Origin of the sequence: Chitinophaga polysaccharea (assembly GCF_902150045.1) — a bacterium.
In the GTDB taxonomy this organism is placed as follows: Bacteria; Bacteroidota; Bacteroidia; order Chitinophagales; family Chitinophagaceae; genus Chitinophaga; species Chitinophaga polysaccharea_A.
Genome location: NZ_CABFVU010000004.1, coordinates 831,864 through 845,598 on the forward strand (window position 1 = coordinate 831,864; position 13,735 = coordinate 845,598).

Below are 13,735 nucleotides of genomic sequence, written 5' to 3' on the forward strand. Positions count from 1 at the left end.
ACCTCGTACCTGGTAAGATTTTCACCTCTTAGCTTAATCTATTATTAAGAAATATTAAAAACAGCTTAAAATTTTAAAGAAATTTATTCAAAATCAATTAACTACAATATTTATAAATTTAAATTTAAACAAACGATTAAATAAACGCTTGTTTAAATTAAACGTTTGTTTAATTTTGCCTTGTCAAATTCATAAAAAGGAACATGGAAGAATATAGTGAAAAACAGCTCTCGATTTTAAAGGTTGCAGAGCGGCTATTTGCCGATCAGGGCTTTCATGGCACGTCGGTGAGAGATATAGCACAGGAAGCAGATGTGAACATCGCCATGATCTCCTATTATTTTGGTTCGAAAGACAAATTGCTGGAAACTATTTTCAAATACAGACTGGAGGCTTCCAGGAAGTTCATCAATGAATTATTGGAGAACGATACGATGGAGCCACTGGAGAAAATAAACAGCCTGATCGACCGGTTCGTCAATAAAATGCTTGGAGAGCAGTATTTCCAGTGCATTATGAGCCGCGAACAGCTGAACAGTCAGCAAAGCCCTATCAGGGATCTCATCTGGCAACTAAAGGGAGAAATGCTCGGTTTGATGCGCCCCATCGTTACACGCGCCCAGGAAGCGGGCATCTTTTATAAAGATGTGGACGTGGAAATGCTGATGACCACATTATTCGGGACTATTCACCAGGTAATACCTGCCCAGCATATATTAAGAAGCAGCTCCGGTGTGGAAGATCTGAGCGAGGATGAATACAGGGAGTTTGTGAAAAACAGAGTAAGTACACATTTAAAAAAATTGTTTAAAGCAATCCTAAAACATGAATTCTAAAAGCATATACCCACGATTATATGTGCTTGCGTCGGGAATCCTGCTGGCTTTTTTCTTTCAGACAGCATCCGCACAACAGGGCGTAAAACCGCTTTCGTTAAATGAAGCCATATCGTTGAGTATACAAAACAGCAAACAACTGAAGGTGAGCCATGCAAAAGTAGAACAGGCCACCGCCTCACTGAAAGAAGCCAATGAGGGCCAATTGCCGGACGTAAGCGTTTCAGGTTCTTATCTCAGGCTTACACAACCGAATATTGACCTGAAACTGAAAATGGGAGATGATAACAATGGAGGAACCAAATCCGAAAGCCCTAAAGTGAACCAGGCTGCTTACGGTATAGCCAGTGTATCACTGCCGATCTTTGCCGGTGGAAAGCTTCAGAGTGGTAAGGAATCTGCCCGTTACCTGGCAGAAGCCGCCCGCCTGGATGTAGATAAAGACCGTGAAGATGTGATCCAGAATACCATCGCTGCCTACAGCAATCTTTATAAAGCAAAAGCTGCAGTAGCGCTGGTGCAGGAAAACATCCGGCAGTCGGATGAGAGAGTGAGGGAGTTTTCGAATAAGGAAAAGAATGGTCTCCTTGCGCGTAATGATCTTTTAAAAGCCGAACTGCAGCAATCCAATTACCAGGTGGCATTGATGGACGCTGAAAATAACCTTAAAATTGCCAATCTCAATATGGATATCATGCTGGGCCTGCCCGATAATACAGTGATCCAGGTAGACAGCACCGCTTTTAAGGTAGAAGATAAAGTGGACAGTCGAGGTGTAGCAGAGTTTGAGCAACTGGCTTACCAGAACCGTAAAGATGCGGCTTCACTGGGCGCCCGTGAGAAAGCAGCCAATGCCGGTATAAAGGGTGCAAAGGCAGATTATTTCCCGTCACTCGCCGTAACCGGCGGATATGTGGCGGCTTATATTCCTAACGTGGTAACCATCACCAATGCGGTGAATGCCGGTATAGGATTAAAGTATAATCTTTCTTCCCTCTGGAAAACAGGTACAAAAGTAAACTACGCAAAGGCGCAACTGGCGGAAGTACAGGCCAATGAGGCCAAGCTCGTAGATGGTATTCATCTCGATGTTTATCAATCTTACGAAAACTACATCCTGAGCCATAAGAAAATGGATACTTATATCAAGGCGATAGAACAGGCAGAGGAAAATTACCGTATCACGAAGAATAAGCACGATAACAACCTGGCTACTACCACAGATCTGCTGGATGCCGACGTGGCGAATTTGCAGGCGCATCTCAACTACGCGTATGCAAAAGCGGATGCACTGGTAGCTTATAACAAACTGTTACAGTCAGCCGGTTTACTGGAATCCAACAATAAATAATACCACAAACCAATAAATATCAAAGCCGTGGAAACGCAAACTCAAACAAAACCTACTAACAATATAAACATGCAGGAAACAACCGCGCCTAAAAAGAAAAGTAAAGGGTTCGTCATAGTGCTGGCAGTGCTGGTACTTGGTGGCGGCGCATTTGGTATCACTAAATACGTTCATGCCCAACACCATGAAGAAACTGATAACGCGCAGATAGATGCCAATGTAAGCCCTGTTATACCCCGTGTATCCGGTTATGTGAAAGAAGTGAGAGTGAAAGATAACCAGTTTGTGAAGAAAGGCGACACATTGGTAATCCTGGACGATCGCGACCTGGCCCTTAAAGTGCAGGCCGCAGAAAACGCCCTTTATGCTGCACAGGCGAACCTGGGCGCAGCCGAGGCTTCCACTGTAGCTGCAGAAGCAGGTATCAGCACCGCACAGGCACAGATCAGCACTATTGATGCGCAGATCGAAGCCGCAAAGGTAAACCTCTGGAGAGCCAGCCAGGATTATGAGCGCTATGCCAACCTGATCAAAGATCACTCTATCACCCAGCAGGAATTTGAACAGGCATCAGCTGCCAAACAAACTGCTGAACGTCAGCTCGATGTATTGGCCCAGCAAAAAGCTGCCGCCGGCCGTCAGACGCATGTAGTTGCCTCCCAGAGCGGGGCTACCTCCAAGCAGATCAACATTGCCAACGCAGGTATCAAACAACGTGAAACCGATGTGGCAGATGCAAAACTGAACCTGTCTTACGCAGTGATCGTTGCTCCGGAAGACGGTGTGCTGTCAAAGATCTATGTGCAACCAGGCCAGTTTGTTACAGCAGGACAATCGCTGTTCAGCGTAGTGCTGAGCACTACTCCATGGGTAGTGGCCAACTTCAAGGAAACACAGCTGGATAAAATGAAACTGGGTCAGAAAGTAACCGTACATATTGATGCTTATCCTGAAAAAGGACTGGAGGCGAAAGTAACTTCCTTCTCCCCGGCCACAGGTTCTAAATTTGCCCTGCTGCCTGCGGATAATGCTTCCGGTAACTTCGTAAAAGTGGTGCAACGCTTACCGGTAAAAATTGAGTTCGATAACCCTAACGATGAACTGGTAAAACAGTTGCGCCCGGGTATGAACGTGCTGGTAGACGTGCATCTCAACTAATCATATCAATGAACAGCAACGTACCCGGAGTTAATAATTAGTGGGAACCATGCAATAATTAACAGACAGGCGTAATCGATTAGCTTTAACAGATCATCAACAGAAAGGTCATGTTCATCATTAATTATTAACTCGGGGTACCGTTGTTTTCATTCAAAATATAAGTGCTGCATGCAACAAGAATCATTGGTAGAATACGGCTCGCGCAGGGTGATCATCACTATCACCGCTATATTTTGCGCTTTGCTGGAGATAGTGGATACCACTATCGTAAATGTGGCGTTGAATGACATGCGTGGTAACATGGGTGCTACACTCAGTGAAATCGGATGGGTCATTACCGCTTATGCTATCGGTAACGTAATTATAGTACCGATGACCAGCTGGTTATCCCAGCAATTTGGTCGTCGTAACTATTTCGCGGCGTCTATTATTATATTCACCGTTTCCTCCTTCCTTTGCGGTAACGCAAGCGTGATGTGGGAGCTGATCATATTCCGCTTCATACAGGGTTTGGGTGGAGGTGCATTGCTGGTAACCTCTCAAACAATTATCACCGAAAGTTACCCGCCTGAAAAACGCGGTATTGCCCAGGCCATTTACGGATTGGGTGTAATTATCGGTCCCACTTTAGGCCCCCCGTTAGGTGGTTATATCACCGATAACTACTCCTGGCCTTATATCTTTTACATCAACATTCCTATCGGCGTAATTGCCACGCTGCTTACCCTGCAGTTTGTGCGCAGCCCGAAGTATGGGGAGAAAAGATCCATGTCGGAGATAGATTTCCTGGGTATAGGGCTCCTCGCGGTGATGGTAGGCTGTTTGCAGTTTGTACTGGAACGCGGGCAGGAAGATGACTGGTTTAACGACTCCACTATTACTGCATTAACGGTAACAAGTGTACTGGCCCTGTTCTTCTTTGTATGGCGGGAGCTTACCTATAAGAATCCCATTGTGGAACTGAGGGTGCTCAAGAACGGGAACCTCCGGGTTGGTACAGTACTGTCGTTTATCATGGGCTTCGGGTTATATGGATCCACCTTCATCATCCCGCTGTATACGCAAGGCTCCCTGGGATGGACCGCCACACAGTCTGGTATGCTTATGATCCCTGCGGCATTAACCACCGCAGTGATGATGCCGCTGATAGGTAAGATGCTGGAAAAAGGCATCCCGCAGCAATACCTGGTGGCAAGTGGTATGTTCCTGTTCTTTGTTTTCTGTTTCTGGGGATATAAAATCATCACACCGGCAGATACCGGTTCGGAGGCTTTCTTCTGGATGCTGATTGTTCGTGGTATTGGTATGGGTTTACTCTTTATTCCTATCACCACGTTGTCGCTGTCCGGTTTGAAAGGACAACAGATTGGCCAGGGCGCAGCCTTTACAGGTATGATGCGCCAGCTGGGCGGATCGTTTGGTGTGGCTTTGATCACTACGTTTATGGCCCGCCAGAACATGCTGCACCGCAGCGACCTGGTAGCCAAACTGGATACCAATAACCCGGATGTGATCAACCGCGTAAACAATTTACAGCACACCTTCGGGGCTAAAGGAATGGATCCTCACCAGGCGCTGAACACCGGTTACAAATTACTGGATTACAGTGTTACCAAACAGGCGGCCATATTATCCTATATGGATGTGTTCCTGTACCTGGGTATGCTGTTCCTGATCTGTGTGCCGTTTGTGCTCATGGTAAGAGCTAAGAAAGCTGCGAAACTTGATCCGTCTGCTATGCACTAACGGAAATAGTTTTCAACATAAAATATTGTTGCAATAACAGTGTAACAGTTGTAGGTTTAGGTAAATAAGCCCCGATCTTAATCGGGGCTTTTGTTTTTTCAGGCGTAATGAATTAAATTCATAGAAACGCCCCGCTATGGAAACATTCGGCCATGTAAGAATGGTAATAGGATTTATCCTGAGCCTCAGCATTGCACATCTGCTCAAAGGCACTGCCAAATTCATTCAGCACCCCGACCGGGAAAAGCCTTATTGGATACATCTTTCATGGGTAGTCTATATCTTTGTGATACTGGTACATTTCTGGTGGTGGGAAATGCCATTGCACGCGTTAAAAAAATGGACCTTCCCGGAATACATCTTTATCATCTCCTTTATTACTACTTTTTTCCTGCTCTGCGCTTTATTATACCCGGATGACCTGAAAGATTATAAAGGATACCAGGATTATTTTTATTCAAGACGAAAGTGGTTCTTTGGTGTACTGGCATTTTCATTTATTGCAGATGTGGTGGATACACTGATAAAAGGGCATGATTACTATCATCATTTCGGGATAGAATACCCCATCCGCAATGTTGTACATATTATCCTCTGCCTGATGGCCATCAGGATCAGTAACAGGACCTTTCACGGGGCGCTCGTGATAGCATTTATCATCTACGAAATGAGCTATATATTGCGGCTGTACCTTGCCGCCGCTGCCTGAGCGTTTTTACAAACGGATGCCCGCTTTTTTATAGATAAAGCTTAGTAACCATGCCGGTCCTATGAGCAGGAACTGCAGGTCCTTAAAAAAGGAGGGCTTTGCCCCTTCAATTTTATGACCGATAAACTGCCCGATCCAGGCCAGCACAAAAATAGCCAGCGCCACCTGCCATATCACCAGCGGGGTGGCCGCTATAAGCCGCCATAGCCATAAGCATATCACGCCGATCAGCAACATGCCTCCGGCCAGGGAGGGAGACAGGCGCAGGTAGTAAATAATCAGCAGCAGCAATGCTGCATGCGCCACTGAAATATAAGCGCGCACACCGCCGATGGGCAAAGGGATCGCGTATAAAAATCCAACGATACTGAAGAAAATAGCGGGTACACAAATCCAGTGGATCAGTTTATTGGTATGGTTACGGTGGCTGCTGCCGTACTCGTCCAGCCATTGATGGATTGTTCTCATAGCGGTGGCGTTTATAAAAGCGGTACTATTAAAATACGTTAAATAATGCAGAAGTGATGAAAGGTGGGCGGTTTATTTACTGAGGGAAATGGATATTTCTACAAAGCAGGCTTCACCAACAAACCAATCCGGAAAAATGTTTTATTAATCGTTCGCGAAACAATAGATTTGAATCAACAAGTAATTAACTGAAATATTATGGAAACCATCGGATTTATCGGCACAGGCCATTTGGGCTATCCCATCGCGGAAAACCTGCTGAAGGCAGGATATACTTTAAGAATTTATAACCGTACCCGTGAAAAGGCATTACCATTGGAGCAGCTGGGCGCTATCCTGGTAGGCAGCCCGGAAGAAACGGCGGTGAAAGGCGGCATAGTAATGAGCCTGGTGGCAGATGATAAGGCGCTGGAGGCAGTGGCTACAGATGCCTTATTGGCCGCGCTGGGCAACGGTGGTATTCATGTATCAATGAGCACAGTTTCGCCGGATATTTCCAGGGAGCTATCGGTAAGTCATAGCCGGCATGGGGTTACATTTGTTGCGGCGCCGGTATTTGCGCGCCCGGATGCAGCGGCGGCAAAGGCAGGGAATGCCGTGGTTTCGGGGCCTGCTGCTGCCAAAGAAAAGATCCGGCCGTTATTACAGGCAGGGTTTGCCCGCAATGTGTTTGATCTTGGAGAAGATGCAGGCAGCGCTAATGTGCTGAAGCTCATGGGCAACTTTATGATCGCGGGGGCAATGGAACTCATGGCGGAGGCATTTGCATTGGCGGAGAAAAACGGGGTAGACCCCAGGGTGGCTTACGAGATGTTAACCACCACCTTATTTTCAGGGCCCATTTTCCGTAATTATGGCGCCATGATCCTGGACCGTAAGTTTACCGGTAATCCCTCTTTCAGTGCTGCATTGGGTTTGAAAGATATGGATCTTGTATTGCAAACAGCGCGGAAGTCGTATACGCCGATGCCGCTGGCCAACCTGGTACAGAACCGCCTGGCAACCATCCTGGCAAAGGACATACATGACGCCGACTGGACGGCCCTGGCTTCCGGTGCTTTGGAGGATGCAGGACTTTCTTATTAATCTTTACCGGCCATAGCCGCTACGGTCCTGTCTTTGGGCTTTTGGCGCGTTATGGCATCTTCCCGGTGCATAGTGCCCCAGTCAGAAATATGCTGCAGCATACTTTCCATACTCCAGCCCAGCGGGGTAAGCTCATATTCTACCCGCGGAGGCACTTCCGGGTATACGATCCGTTTAACAAGGTGGTCATTTTCCAGTTCTCTTAACTGCAGCACCAGCACTCTTTCTGAAATCCCGGTGATCGACTTTTTCAGTTCGTTATAACGTAGTTTGCCATCCAGTAAGCGCCACAGTATGCTGGGCTTCCAGCGACCGCCGATCAACGACAGGGTATATGCTGTGCCGCAGTCGCCGCGCAGCTGTTTTCCGTTGATGGCATTGGAGGAATTTTCTTTTCGCATACGTTCATTTTTTCTTTACGGTCTAAAGATACGCATTACACTGCTATCATGGAGGTTACCACTATCCTTTGAGTAACCCTGTTTTGCCGGAACATATTTAGCATTAGGTTTGTTGTATTAATAAAATCTGTTAACTATGAAAATTGTTCCACTGCTGGGCCGGATCTTATTTGCCCTCATTTTTCTCATGTCCGGTTTGAACCATATTACAGGCGCGGGAGCGGATTATGCCGCTGCTGCGGGCGTGCCTGCGCCCGGTTTCCTGGTGCCTTTTGCCGGGCTGCTGGCCCTGCTGGGCGCGTTGAGCATCCTGCTGGGATACAAGGTTAAGTATGGTGCATGGCTGATTGTCATCTTTCTGGTGCCGGTAAGCCTTGCAATGCATAATTTCTGGGCGGTAAAAGATCCTATGCAGCAACAGATGCAAATGGCAATGTTCATGAAAAATGTGGCCATCCTGGGAGGGGCATTGTTGCTGGCTTATTTTGGCGCAGGGCCCTACAGTATAGACAACCGCAAAGCATAAAGAAAAAGAGGCTGTATCATAAATAACTTTTACCCGATTTTACTCGGGTACCGGGTGGAGAAAATTTTCGTATATGCGATTCTCACACCCATTAAGTTAGTTATGATACAGCCCTTTTATGTTTTGGCAAATTAGTCCGACTGTTTGCCTGTGTCGTTTTTCTTTGCTACCTCTTCCAGGAGCTTAAGCCCGAGCAGCCCGCTGATAGGGCTGTTGGCGCCATCTCCGCCACCGATGAGCACATCCGGCATGATGCGGATCTGCTGGGCGCCGATGGCTTCCATTACTTTCAGCTGGGTAAAGTTGCTGCCACCCATGGCTTCCACAGCCAGTTTGTAGGATTCGGCGCTCGACTGGCCGATAGCCAGGATCTTTTCTGCTTCTGCTTTACCGGTGAGGGCAATTTTCTCGGCATCTGCTTTTGCGATCCATTCAGTGCGCTCGGCTTCTGCCCTGGCCAGCAATCTTACTTTTTCTGCTTCACCGCTTGCCAGCAATTTCACCCGGTCGCTTTCTGCATTAGCCTGTAACCGCACGCTGTTGGCATCACCCGTCGCTTTTTTCACAGAAGCGTCTGCATGTCTTTCAGCTATCCATACTCCCTGGTCGGCTTTTACAATTTCCTTCTGCATTTCAGCGATCGCGGTTTCTTTTTCCAGTGTCTGCCGGGTTTCCTGGGCCAGTCGTTCTGTATCATAGGTGATTTTCTGTTCTTCCGCAATTTTACGGTCGGTCAGTGTTTTCATCAATGTTTCCGGTGGTACAATGTCGCCAATAAGCGTATCTACACCAAACACGTTATACTGATCCAGCACCTGCCCGATATGCTCTTTCGCGGAGGTTTGCCGTTCTTTACGGCTGGTAAGGAAGCTGATCACATCTGATCCCTGGGCGGAGTTACGGAAGTAGTTACCAATGGTAGGTTCCAGCACCTGGGTAACGAGGTTGCTCATATTGCCGAAGCGGGCAATTACTTTAGGCGCTTCATTGGTAGGGATATGGATGATCTGTGCCACATCAAGATTGAAAGTAAAACCGTCGCGGCTTCTCACGGTAATGGTAGAGAGGTTTTTATCCAGCTGGTGGGCTTCACTTCTGGCGGAGGCCCAGTTCAGTACCAGGTTGGTGGTAGGTACCAGTTCCACTTTCATGATATAGGGGTTGATGGGATATTTACCGGGGCCCAGTGGTTCGGCCCAAACGCCTTTGGTGCCTTTGGCTACAATGTTGCCATGTTTGAATTCGGCCCCGCTGATATCTACGCCATCATTACCTACGAAGGAGATCACCACGCCTACATGACCTATGGCGATCTCCGTCATCCGCACCATTTCCAGTTTGGCAAACCAGGGATTGATAAAGTAGGAGCCAGCCAGGATCACCTGTTCCTGTAAACCTTTGTAGCCGCCCTTTTCAAGGAAGGCGTCCACATCCTGGAAGTTGTTGTGGTTTTCGATGGTTTTACCTGCAATGGAACCGGTTTCAATGGCTTGTCCTTCGAGAGTGGTAACAATGCCCACCGCGTTATCCGGGATAGATAGCATGTCGGTGATTTCCACTTCAAACAGGAAGGTATTGATACGGTAAGATCCGGGTGTGATGATAGCGGTTTGCCGGCCTTTGCGGCCGCCGTTCTGCAGGAATGCCACTGCATCCTGGAAGGAATCGCTTGGCACCTTACGTGCCAGGATGGCGCCTGTTTCCAGTTCGGTACCGTCTTTCGCCAATACCAGTCCTATTTTACCGGTGGGGATGATGGTAAACGGTTGGAAGGCAACGCTGTACTGCCAGATCCATTTCCAGAAGTAAACGCCGGGTGCCAGTGTTTGCGCCTGGAAACCGGCTTCCCCGTTGGTGGCAAGGATGCGGCCTTCGGGTAATTCCTGTTTGCCAAGCAGCACAAATTTTTTTGTTACCAGGCCTATGCGGTCTTCCGGTACAATAACAACGCCGAAGCATATACGAAGAATTACTTTGTACAATACAAGGCATAGCAGGGGCAGGCCGATGAGCAAAGCCCATCTGATAAATGTGTTTTCCATTTGTTGGGTGGTTGTTAAGGTATGTGTTTGTGTAAAGATGAATTCAACGGCATGGCCATACTGCTGAAAAGCACATCAGTTCAGGGTTTGATCCATGCGGGTATGTTTCAGGAAAGTGGGGGCGAAGTGTTGAAGTTCGTGGTGATATATGATATCAGGATGTCGTTGCCGGAGCAATTATCGGATTCCATTGAAGAATGAATTACGATGTAAAATTGATCATTATTTTTTATCTGCCAAAATAATTTCCGGGAGATGATAACTATGGATAACATGAAAATTACCGGTAAATACTCCTGAGGATGTTTGCAGATCGTTTCAGATAATCCCGGGTATCTTTTTTTGACAAAAAATTTAAAATTCCGTTCTTTTTTTTGATTTTTAGAAAAACGCCCTATATTGGGAGCTGTTTAACCATTTTTTTACGAAGCTAAAACGATTTTTCTGAGCAAGTCAACCAAATAATATTTTATATTTGTTTAGCTTAAACGATTTAGCAAATATTCTATCTTTTTGAATTTATGACAAATTCCACGGCGTTAGGAATAGATATCGGCGGCTCTCACATTACCGCAGCATTGGTAGATCTGAATACAAGATCTGTCATAGATGGCACATGGAACCGCACGCGTATTAACTCGCAGGGCGAAGTAGCAGATATTATCAATGGCTGGGCGGCTGTTATCAGTGAAGTGTGCTCTCATACTACGGCAGATATACTGCATATTGGTATTGGGATGCCGGGGCCGTTCGACTATGAGCAGGGGATCAGTCTTATGAAAGGACAGCATAAATACGATGCCTTATATAACCTGAACGTAAAGGAATTGCTGGCAGAGCGCCTGGGCATTTCCCCGCAGCAGATCCGCTTTATCAATGATGCAGGCTGCTTCCTGCAGGGCGAAGTTTTCAGTGGCGCAGGCAGGAACTACCACCAAGTAATAGGGCTTACACTGGGCACCGGCCTGGGCTCTGCTGTTTACCGCGATGGCACGGCCAGCGACGGCGACCGCTGGCGTACTCCTTTTAAAGACGGAATCGCAGAAGACTATCTCTCCACCCGCTGGTTTGTAAAACGCTACCAGGAAATAAGCGGTGAAGCAGTAGCCGATGTAAAAGCGCTCATAACGCGTATAGGCGTTGACGATAGGATACTTCAACTGTTCAGCGAATTTGCCGTTAACCTCGGCACTTTCCTTTCTACCTTTATTAAAGAAGAACAACCGGAAATAGTAATAATTGGCGGCAATATCGCCAACGCAGCGGATCTATTTCTCCCGTTATTAAAAAAAGAACTGGAAAAACAACAGATCAGCATCCCGGTGGTAACGGCTACCCTGGGTGAAGCTGCTGCATTGATCGGCGCGGCCAGCCTGTGGCACGCTTTCCAGGAAGCATAAAACAAAGGGAACATATTTAGCGGAAGCTATCGGCGCAATAATCCAGGCGGGTAATGACCGGGACCTATCTATCTCCCGGAAAATAACCGCCCGGGTATTTGCCCGGTAGCTTCTTTTTGTTTGTTAACTTTAACCTTTCTGCTTTTTCCTTTATATTAGGGGCATCAACCACTTCTAAATATTTACTGTTTGAAAGACCGCCTGACTGCAGAGGATAGTATTTTGTGGAACAATGTCATCCTGGGGGATCAGCAAGCCTATAGGGAGTTGTATGATATATATGCGGATATGCTTTTCCGGTATGGCCTGAGATATGTGAAAGATACCAGCACTATAAAAGACTGTATCCAGGATCTCTTTACCAGTCTTTATCACCACAGGCATAACCTGGCCCGGAACGTGAACATCCGGTTTTACCTGCTTCGCTCATTCCGCAGGAAAATTCACCAGGTAGTAAAAAAGAATGCCGCCGTACTCCATACCGCCAGCCCGGAGGAGTATTTTTCCATTGTTTATGAACCGGATGCAGAACAGCTGCAGATCGCAGCTGAACAACAGCAGGAAATGCTGCGGCTGCTGGCCCGTGAATTGAATGAACTGCCTGCCCGACAAAAAGAAGTTCTCTTCCTGAAATTCAACTGCAGCTTGTCGTACGAAGAGGTAGCAGGTATCATGAAAATCAGCGTACCTACCTGCCGAACCCTTGCCTACAGGGCGTTCCGACAATTGCGCAGCAATATGGAAAAAGCGCCGCTGCTGCCGTTAATGTTCCTCTTAACGGCATGGCTTTCCAGGCAACACTACAAATTTTAAAAAAAGTTTCACTCCGGAGTCTATATCCTGTTTGTTTGTTGCTCTATATAGCAAAGATGCCGAAAGATGCCTGATAAGAAACACCTGAAACTGGAAGACCTGCTTGGTAACGACCATGAACCGCCTGCACAGAGCGACGATCCCCTGCAGCAGGAAATGGCAGCGGCAGTACAACGTATGATCACCGGCGCCGGCACGGAAACCTGGGACGCGGCCGATAAAGCCCTCCTCTGGGAAAACATTGTCACAGAGTTGGTCCCTAAACCATCCGTGTACAGGTACCTGTTCCCTAAGATCGCTGCAGCTGCGGTGGTATTGCTCACCGTGGCGGCATGGCTCTTCTGGCCCAGACCGGCGCATCCGCTGGTACAGTTTGCCCGGGGGCAGCATATAGACAGCGTTACGGATACCCGCCTGATCCTGGGGCAGCAATCTGCCGTAACACTGAAAGGGAAAAATGCCTCGCTCGTTTACGGAGGTAAAGGTGTTACCATTAATGCCGATAGCACACTGGCATCTGCAGCGCCCTACAATACCCTGCTGGTGCCCTATGGCCGCCGCGCCCGCCTGCAGCTGGAAGACGGCACCATTGTACAGTTGAATGCAGGATCCCGGCTGGTATACCCCGCTGTTTTTCGCGATAAAAGGAGAGAAGTGTACCTGGAAGGAGAAGCCTTTTTTGAGGTGGCTCCCAATGCAGCATCACCCTTTTTCGTATATGCGTCTGGTATAGAAACAGAAGTACTGGGCACCTCTTTTAATATCAGCGCTTATCCTGACGACAAGCAGCAAAGCCTGGTACTGGCCTCAGGAAGCGTGCGCACGCAGTTGGCCTCACAACGCATATTCGGTAAGCATTCCCGGCAGCTGAAACCGGGTGAAATGGCTACCGTTAACATGGAAAATGAGAACCTGCAGGTAAGCACCGTGAACATCACTACCTATACCGCCTGGAAAGACGGGCGGCTCCTGTTTTACAGCGTACCACTGAAAGACATCCTGAAAAAATTAACGCGTTACTATAATATACAGCTGGAGCTTTCGTCAGCACAACCCGGATTGGAAACCTGTTCCGGTGACCTTGACCTGGAAGAAAATCTTGAAAACGTACTTGATGTGATCTGTGCTACCAACTCGCTGCGCTATGAGCGCCAGGGGCAGCGTATCATACTGAAAGAGAAAAACTAAATACCATA

Annotated in this window: 14 protein-coding genes; 11 read left to right on the forward strand and 3 right to left on the reverse strand. The window is 47.5% G+C overall.

Going from position 1 to position 13,735, the window contains the following annotated elements; translation table 11 throughout:
- Nucleotides 1-203 precede the first annotated feature (203 nt).
- From FN124_RS27990 to FN124_RS28010, 5 genes are all read left to right on the forward strand, one after another.
- On the forward strand, nt 204-836 hold the full coding sequence (locus FN124_RS27990) for a TetR/AcrR family transcriptional regulator (RefSeq protein WP_142688076.1): 633 nt from the start codon (nt 204-206) through the stop codon (nt 834-836).
- Entirely contained in the window at nt 826-2,187 is a 1,362-nt protein-coding gene (locus FN124_RS27995) for a TolC family protein (RefSeq protein ID WP_142688077.1), read from the forward strand. The genes FN124_RS27990 and FN124_RS27995 overlap by 11 nt, the downstream gene beginning before the upstream one ends.
- 69 nt (nt 2,188-2,256) lie before the next feature.
- On the forward strand, nt 2,257-3,345 hold the full coding sequence (locus FN124_RS28000; RefSeq protein WP_142688078.1) for an HlyD family secretion protein: 1,089 nt from the start codon (nt 2,257-2,259) through the stop codon (nt 3,343-3,345).
- Between the two features lie 171 nt (nt 3,346-3,516).
- Entirely contained in the window at nt 3,517-5,094 is a 1,578-nt protein-coding gene (locus tag FN124_RS28005) for a DHA2 family efflux MFS transporter permease subunit (RefSeq protein ID WP_142688079.1), read from the forward strand.
- 136 nt (nt 5,095-5,230) lie between these two features.
- Complete coding sequence (locus tag FN124_RS28010) at nt 5,231-5,803, forward strand: hypothetical protein (protein ID WP_142688080.1); 573 nt, start codon at nt 5,231-5,233, stop codon at nt 5,801-5,803.
- Nucleotides 5,804-5,809: 6 nt separating this feature from the next.
- Here the strand turns inward: FN124_RS28010 and FN124_RS28015 are convergent, their stop codons facing one another.
- A complete protein-coding gene (locus FN124_RS28015; protein ID WP_142688081.1) occupies nt 5,810-6,271 on the reverse strand; it encodes an Mpo1 family 2-hydroxy fatty acid dioxygenase in 462 nt (153 codons plus the stop codon).
- 198 nt (nt 6,272-6,469) lie between these two features.
- On the opposite strand from FN124_RS28015, the gene FN124_RS28020 reads away from it, so the two are divergent.
- Nucleotides 6,470-7,357 carry an NAD(P)-dependent oxidoreductase gene (locus tag FN124_RS28020; protein ID WP_221887933.1) on the forward strand — a complete coding sequence of 296 codons (888 nt, stop codon included), beginning with the start codon at nt 6,470-6,472 and terminating at the stop codon, nt 7,355-7,357.
- Here the strand turns inward: FN124_RS28020 and FN124_RS28025 are convergent.
- Nucleotides 7,354-7,758 (reverse strand): winged helix-turn-helix transcriptional regulator, encoded by a 405-nt coding sequence (locus FN124_RS28025; protein WP_142688083.1) that lies wholly within the window; start codon nt 7,756-7,758, stop codon nt 7,354-7,356. The genes FN124_RS28020 and FN124_RS28025 overlap by 4 nt on opposite strands.
- A gap of 136 nt (nt 7,759-7,894) precedes the next feature.
- Between FN124_RS28025 and FN124_RS28030 the strand changes: the two genes are divergently transcribed.
- Nucleotides 7,895-8,284, forward strand: a complete 390-nt coding sequence (locus tag FN124_RS28030) for a DoxX family membrane protein (RefSeq protein WP_142688084.1) — start codon at nt 7,895-7,897, stop codon at nt 8,282-8,284.
- Between the two features lie 131 nt (nt 8,285-8,415).
- Here the strand turns inward: FN124_RS28030 and FN124_RS28035 are convergent, their stop codons facing one another.
- Nucleotides 8,416-10,326, reverse strand: a complete 1,911-nt coding sequence (locus FN124_RS28035) for an SPFH domain-containing protein (protein ID WP_142688085.1) — start codon at nt 10,324-10,326, stop codon at nt 8,416-8,418.
- Nucleotides 10,327-10,353: 27 nt separating this feature from the next.
- Between FN124_RS28035 and FN124_RS31040 the strand changes: the two genes are divergently transcribed.
- From FN124_RS31040 to FN124_RS28050, 4 genes are all read left to right on the forward strand, one after another.
- Complete coding sequence (locus FN124_RS31040) at nt 10,354-10,527, forward strand: hypothetical protein (RefSeq protein WP_185937419.1); 174 nt, start codon at nt 10,354-10,356, stop codon at nt 10,525-10,527.
- 320 nt (nt 10,528-10,847) lie between these two features.
- A complete protein-coding gene (locus tag FN124_RS28040; protein WP_142688086.1) occupies nt 10,848-11,726 on the forward strand; it encodes an ROK family protein in 879 nt (292 codons plus the stop codon).
- Between the two features lie 189 nt (nt 11,727-11,915).
- Nucleotides 11,916-12,539, forward strand: a complete 624-nt coding sequence (locus FN124_RS28045) for an RNA polymerase sigma factor (protein WP_142688087.1) — start codon at nt 11,916-11,918, stop codon at nt 12,537-12,539.
- A 66-nt stretch (nt 12,540-12,605) separates the two neighbouring features.
- Nucleotides 12,606-13,727: a FecR domain-containing protein gene (locus FN124_RS28050; RefSeq protein ID WP_142688088.1), complete on the forward strand. Its 1,122-nt coding sequence runs from the start codon at nt 12,606-12,608 to the stop codon at nt 13,725-13,727.
- The last annotated feature ends 8 nt before the right edge of the window (nt 13,728-13,735 follow it).

Coding starts and splice junctions, on each gene's coding strand:
- FN124_RS28015 (WP_142688081.1), bottom strand. CDS start 6,271: ATGAGAACAATCCATCAATGGCTGGACGAGTACGGCAGCAGCCACCGT.
- FN124_RS28005 (WP_142688079.1), top strand. CDS start 3,517: ATGCAACAAGAATCATTGGTAGAATACGGCTCGCGCAGGGTGATCATC.
- FN124_RS28000 (WP_142688078.1), top strand. CDS start 2,257: ATGCAGGAAACAACCGCGCCTAAAAAGAAAAGTAAAGGGTTCGTCATA.
- FN124_RS27990 (WP_142688076.1), top strand. CDS start 204: ATGGAAGAATATAGTGAAAAACAGCTCTCGATTTTAAAGGTTGCAGAG.
- FN124_RS28050 (WP_142688088.1), top strand. CDS start 12,606: ATGCCTGATAAGAAACACCTGAAACTGGAAGACCTGCTTGGTAACGAC.
- FN124_RS28030 (WP_142688084.1), top strand. CDS start 7,895: ATGAAAATTGTTCCACTGCTGGGCCGGATCTTATTTGCCCTCATTTTT.
- FN124_RS27995 (WP_142688077.1), top strand. CDS start 826: ATGAATTCTAAAAGCATATACCCACGATTATATGTGCTTGCGTCGGGA.
- FN124_RS28025 (WP_142688083.1), bottom strand. CDS start 7,758: ATGCGAAAAGAAAATTCCTCCAATGCCATCAACGGAAAACAGCTGCGC.
- FN124_RS28035 (WP_142688085.1), bottom strand. CDS start 10,326: ATGGAAAACACATTTATCAGATGGGCTTTGCTCATCGGCCTGCCCCTG.
- FN124_RS28040 (WP_142688086.1), top strand. CDS start 10,848: ATGACAAATTCCACGGCGTTAGGAATAGATATCGGCGGCTCTCACATT.
- FN124_RS28020 (WP_221887933.1), top strand. CDS start 6,470: ATGGAAACCATCGGATTTATCGGCACAGGCCATTTGGGCTATCCCATC.
- FN124_RS28010 (WP_142688080.1), top strand. CDS start 5,231: ATGGAAACATTCGGCCATGTAAGAATGGTAATAGGATTTATCCTGAGC.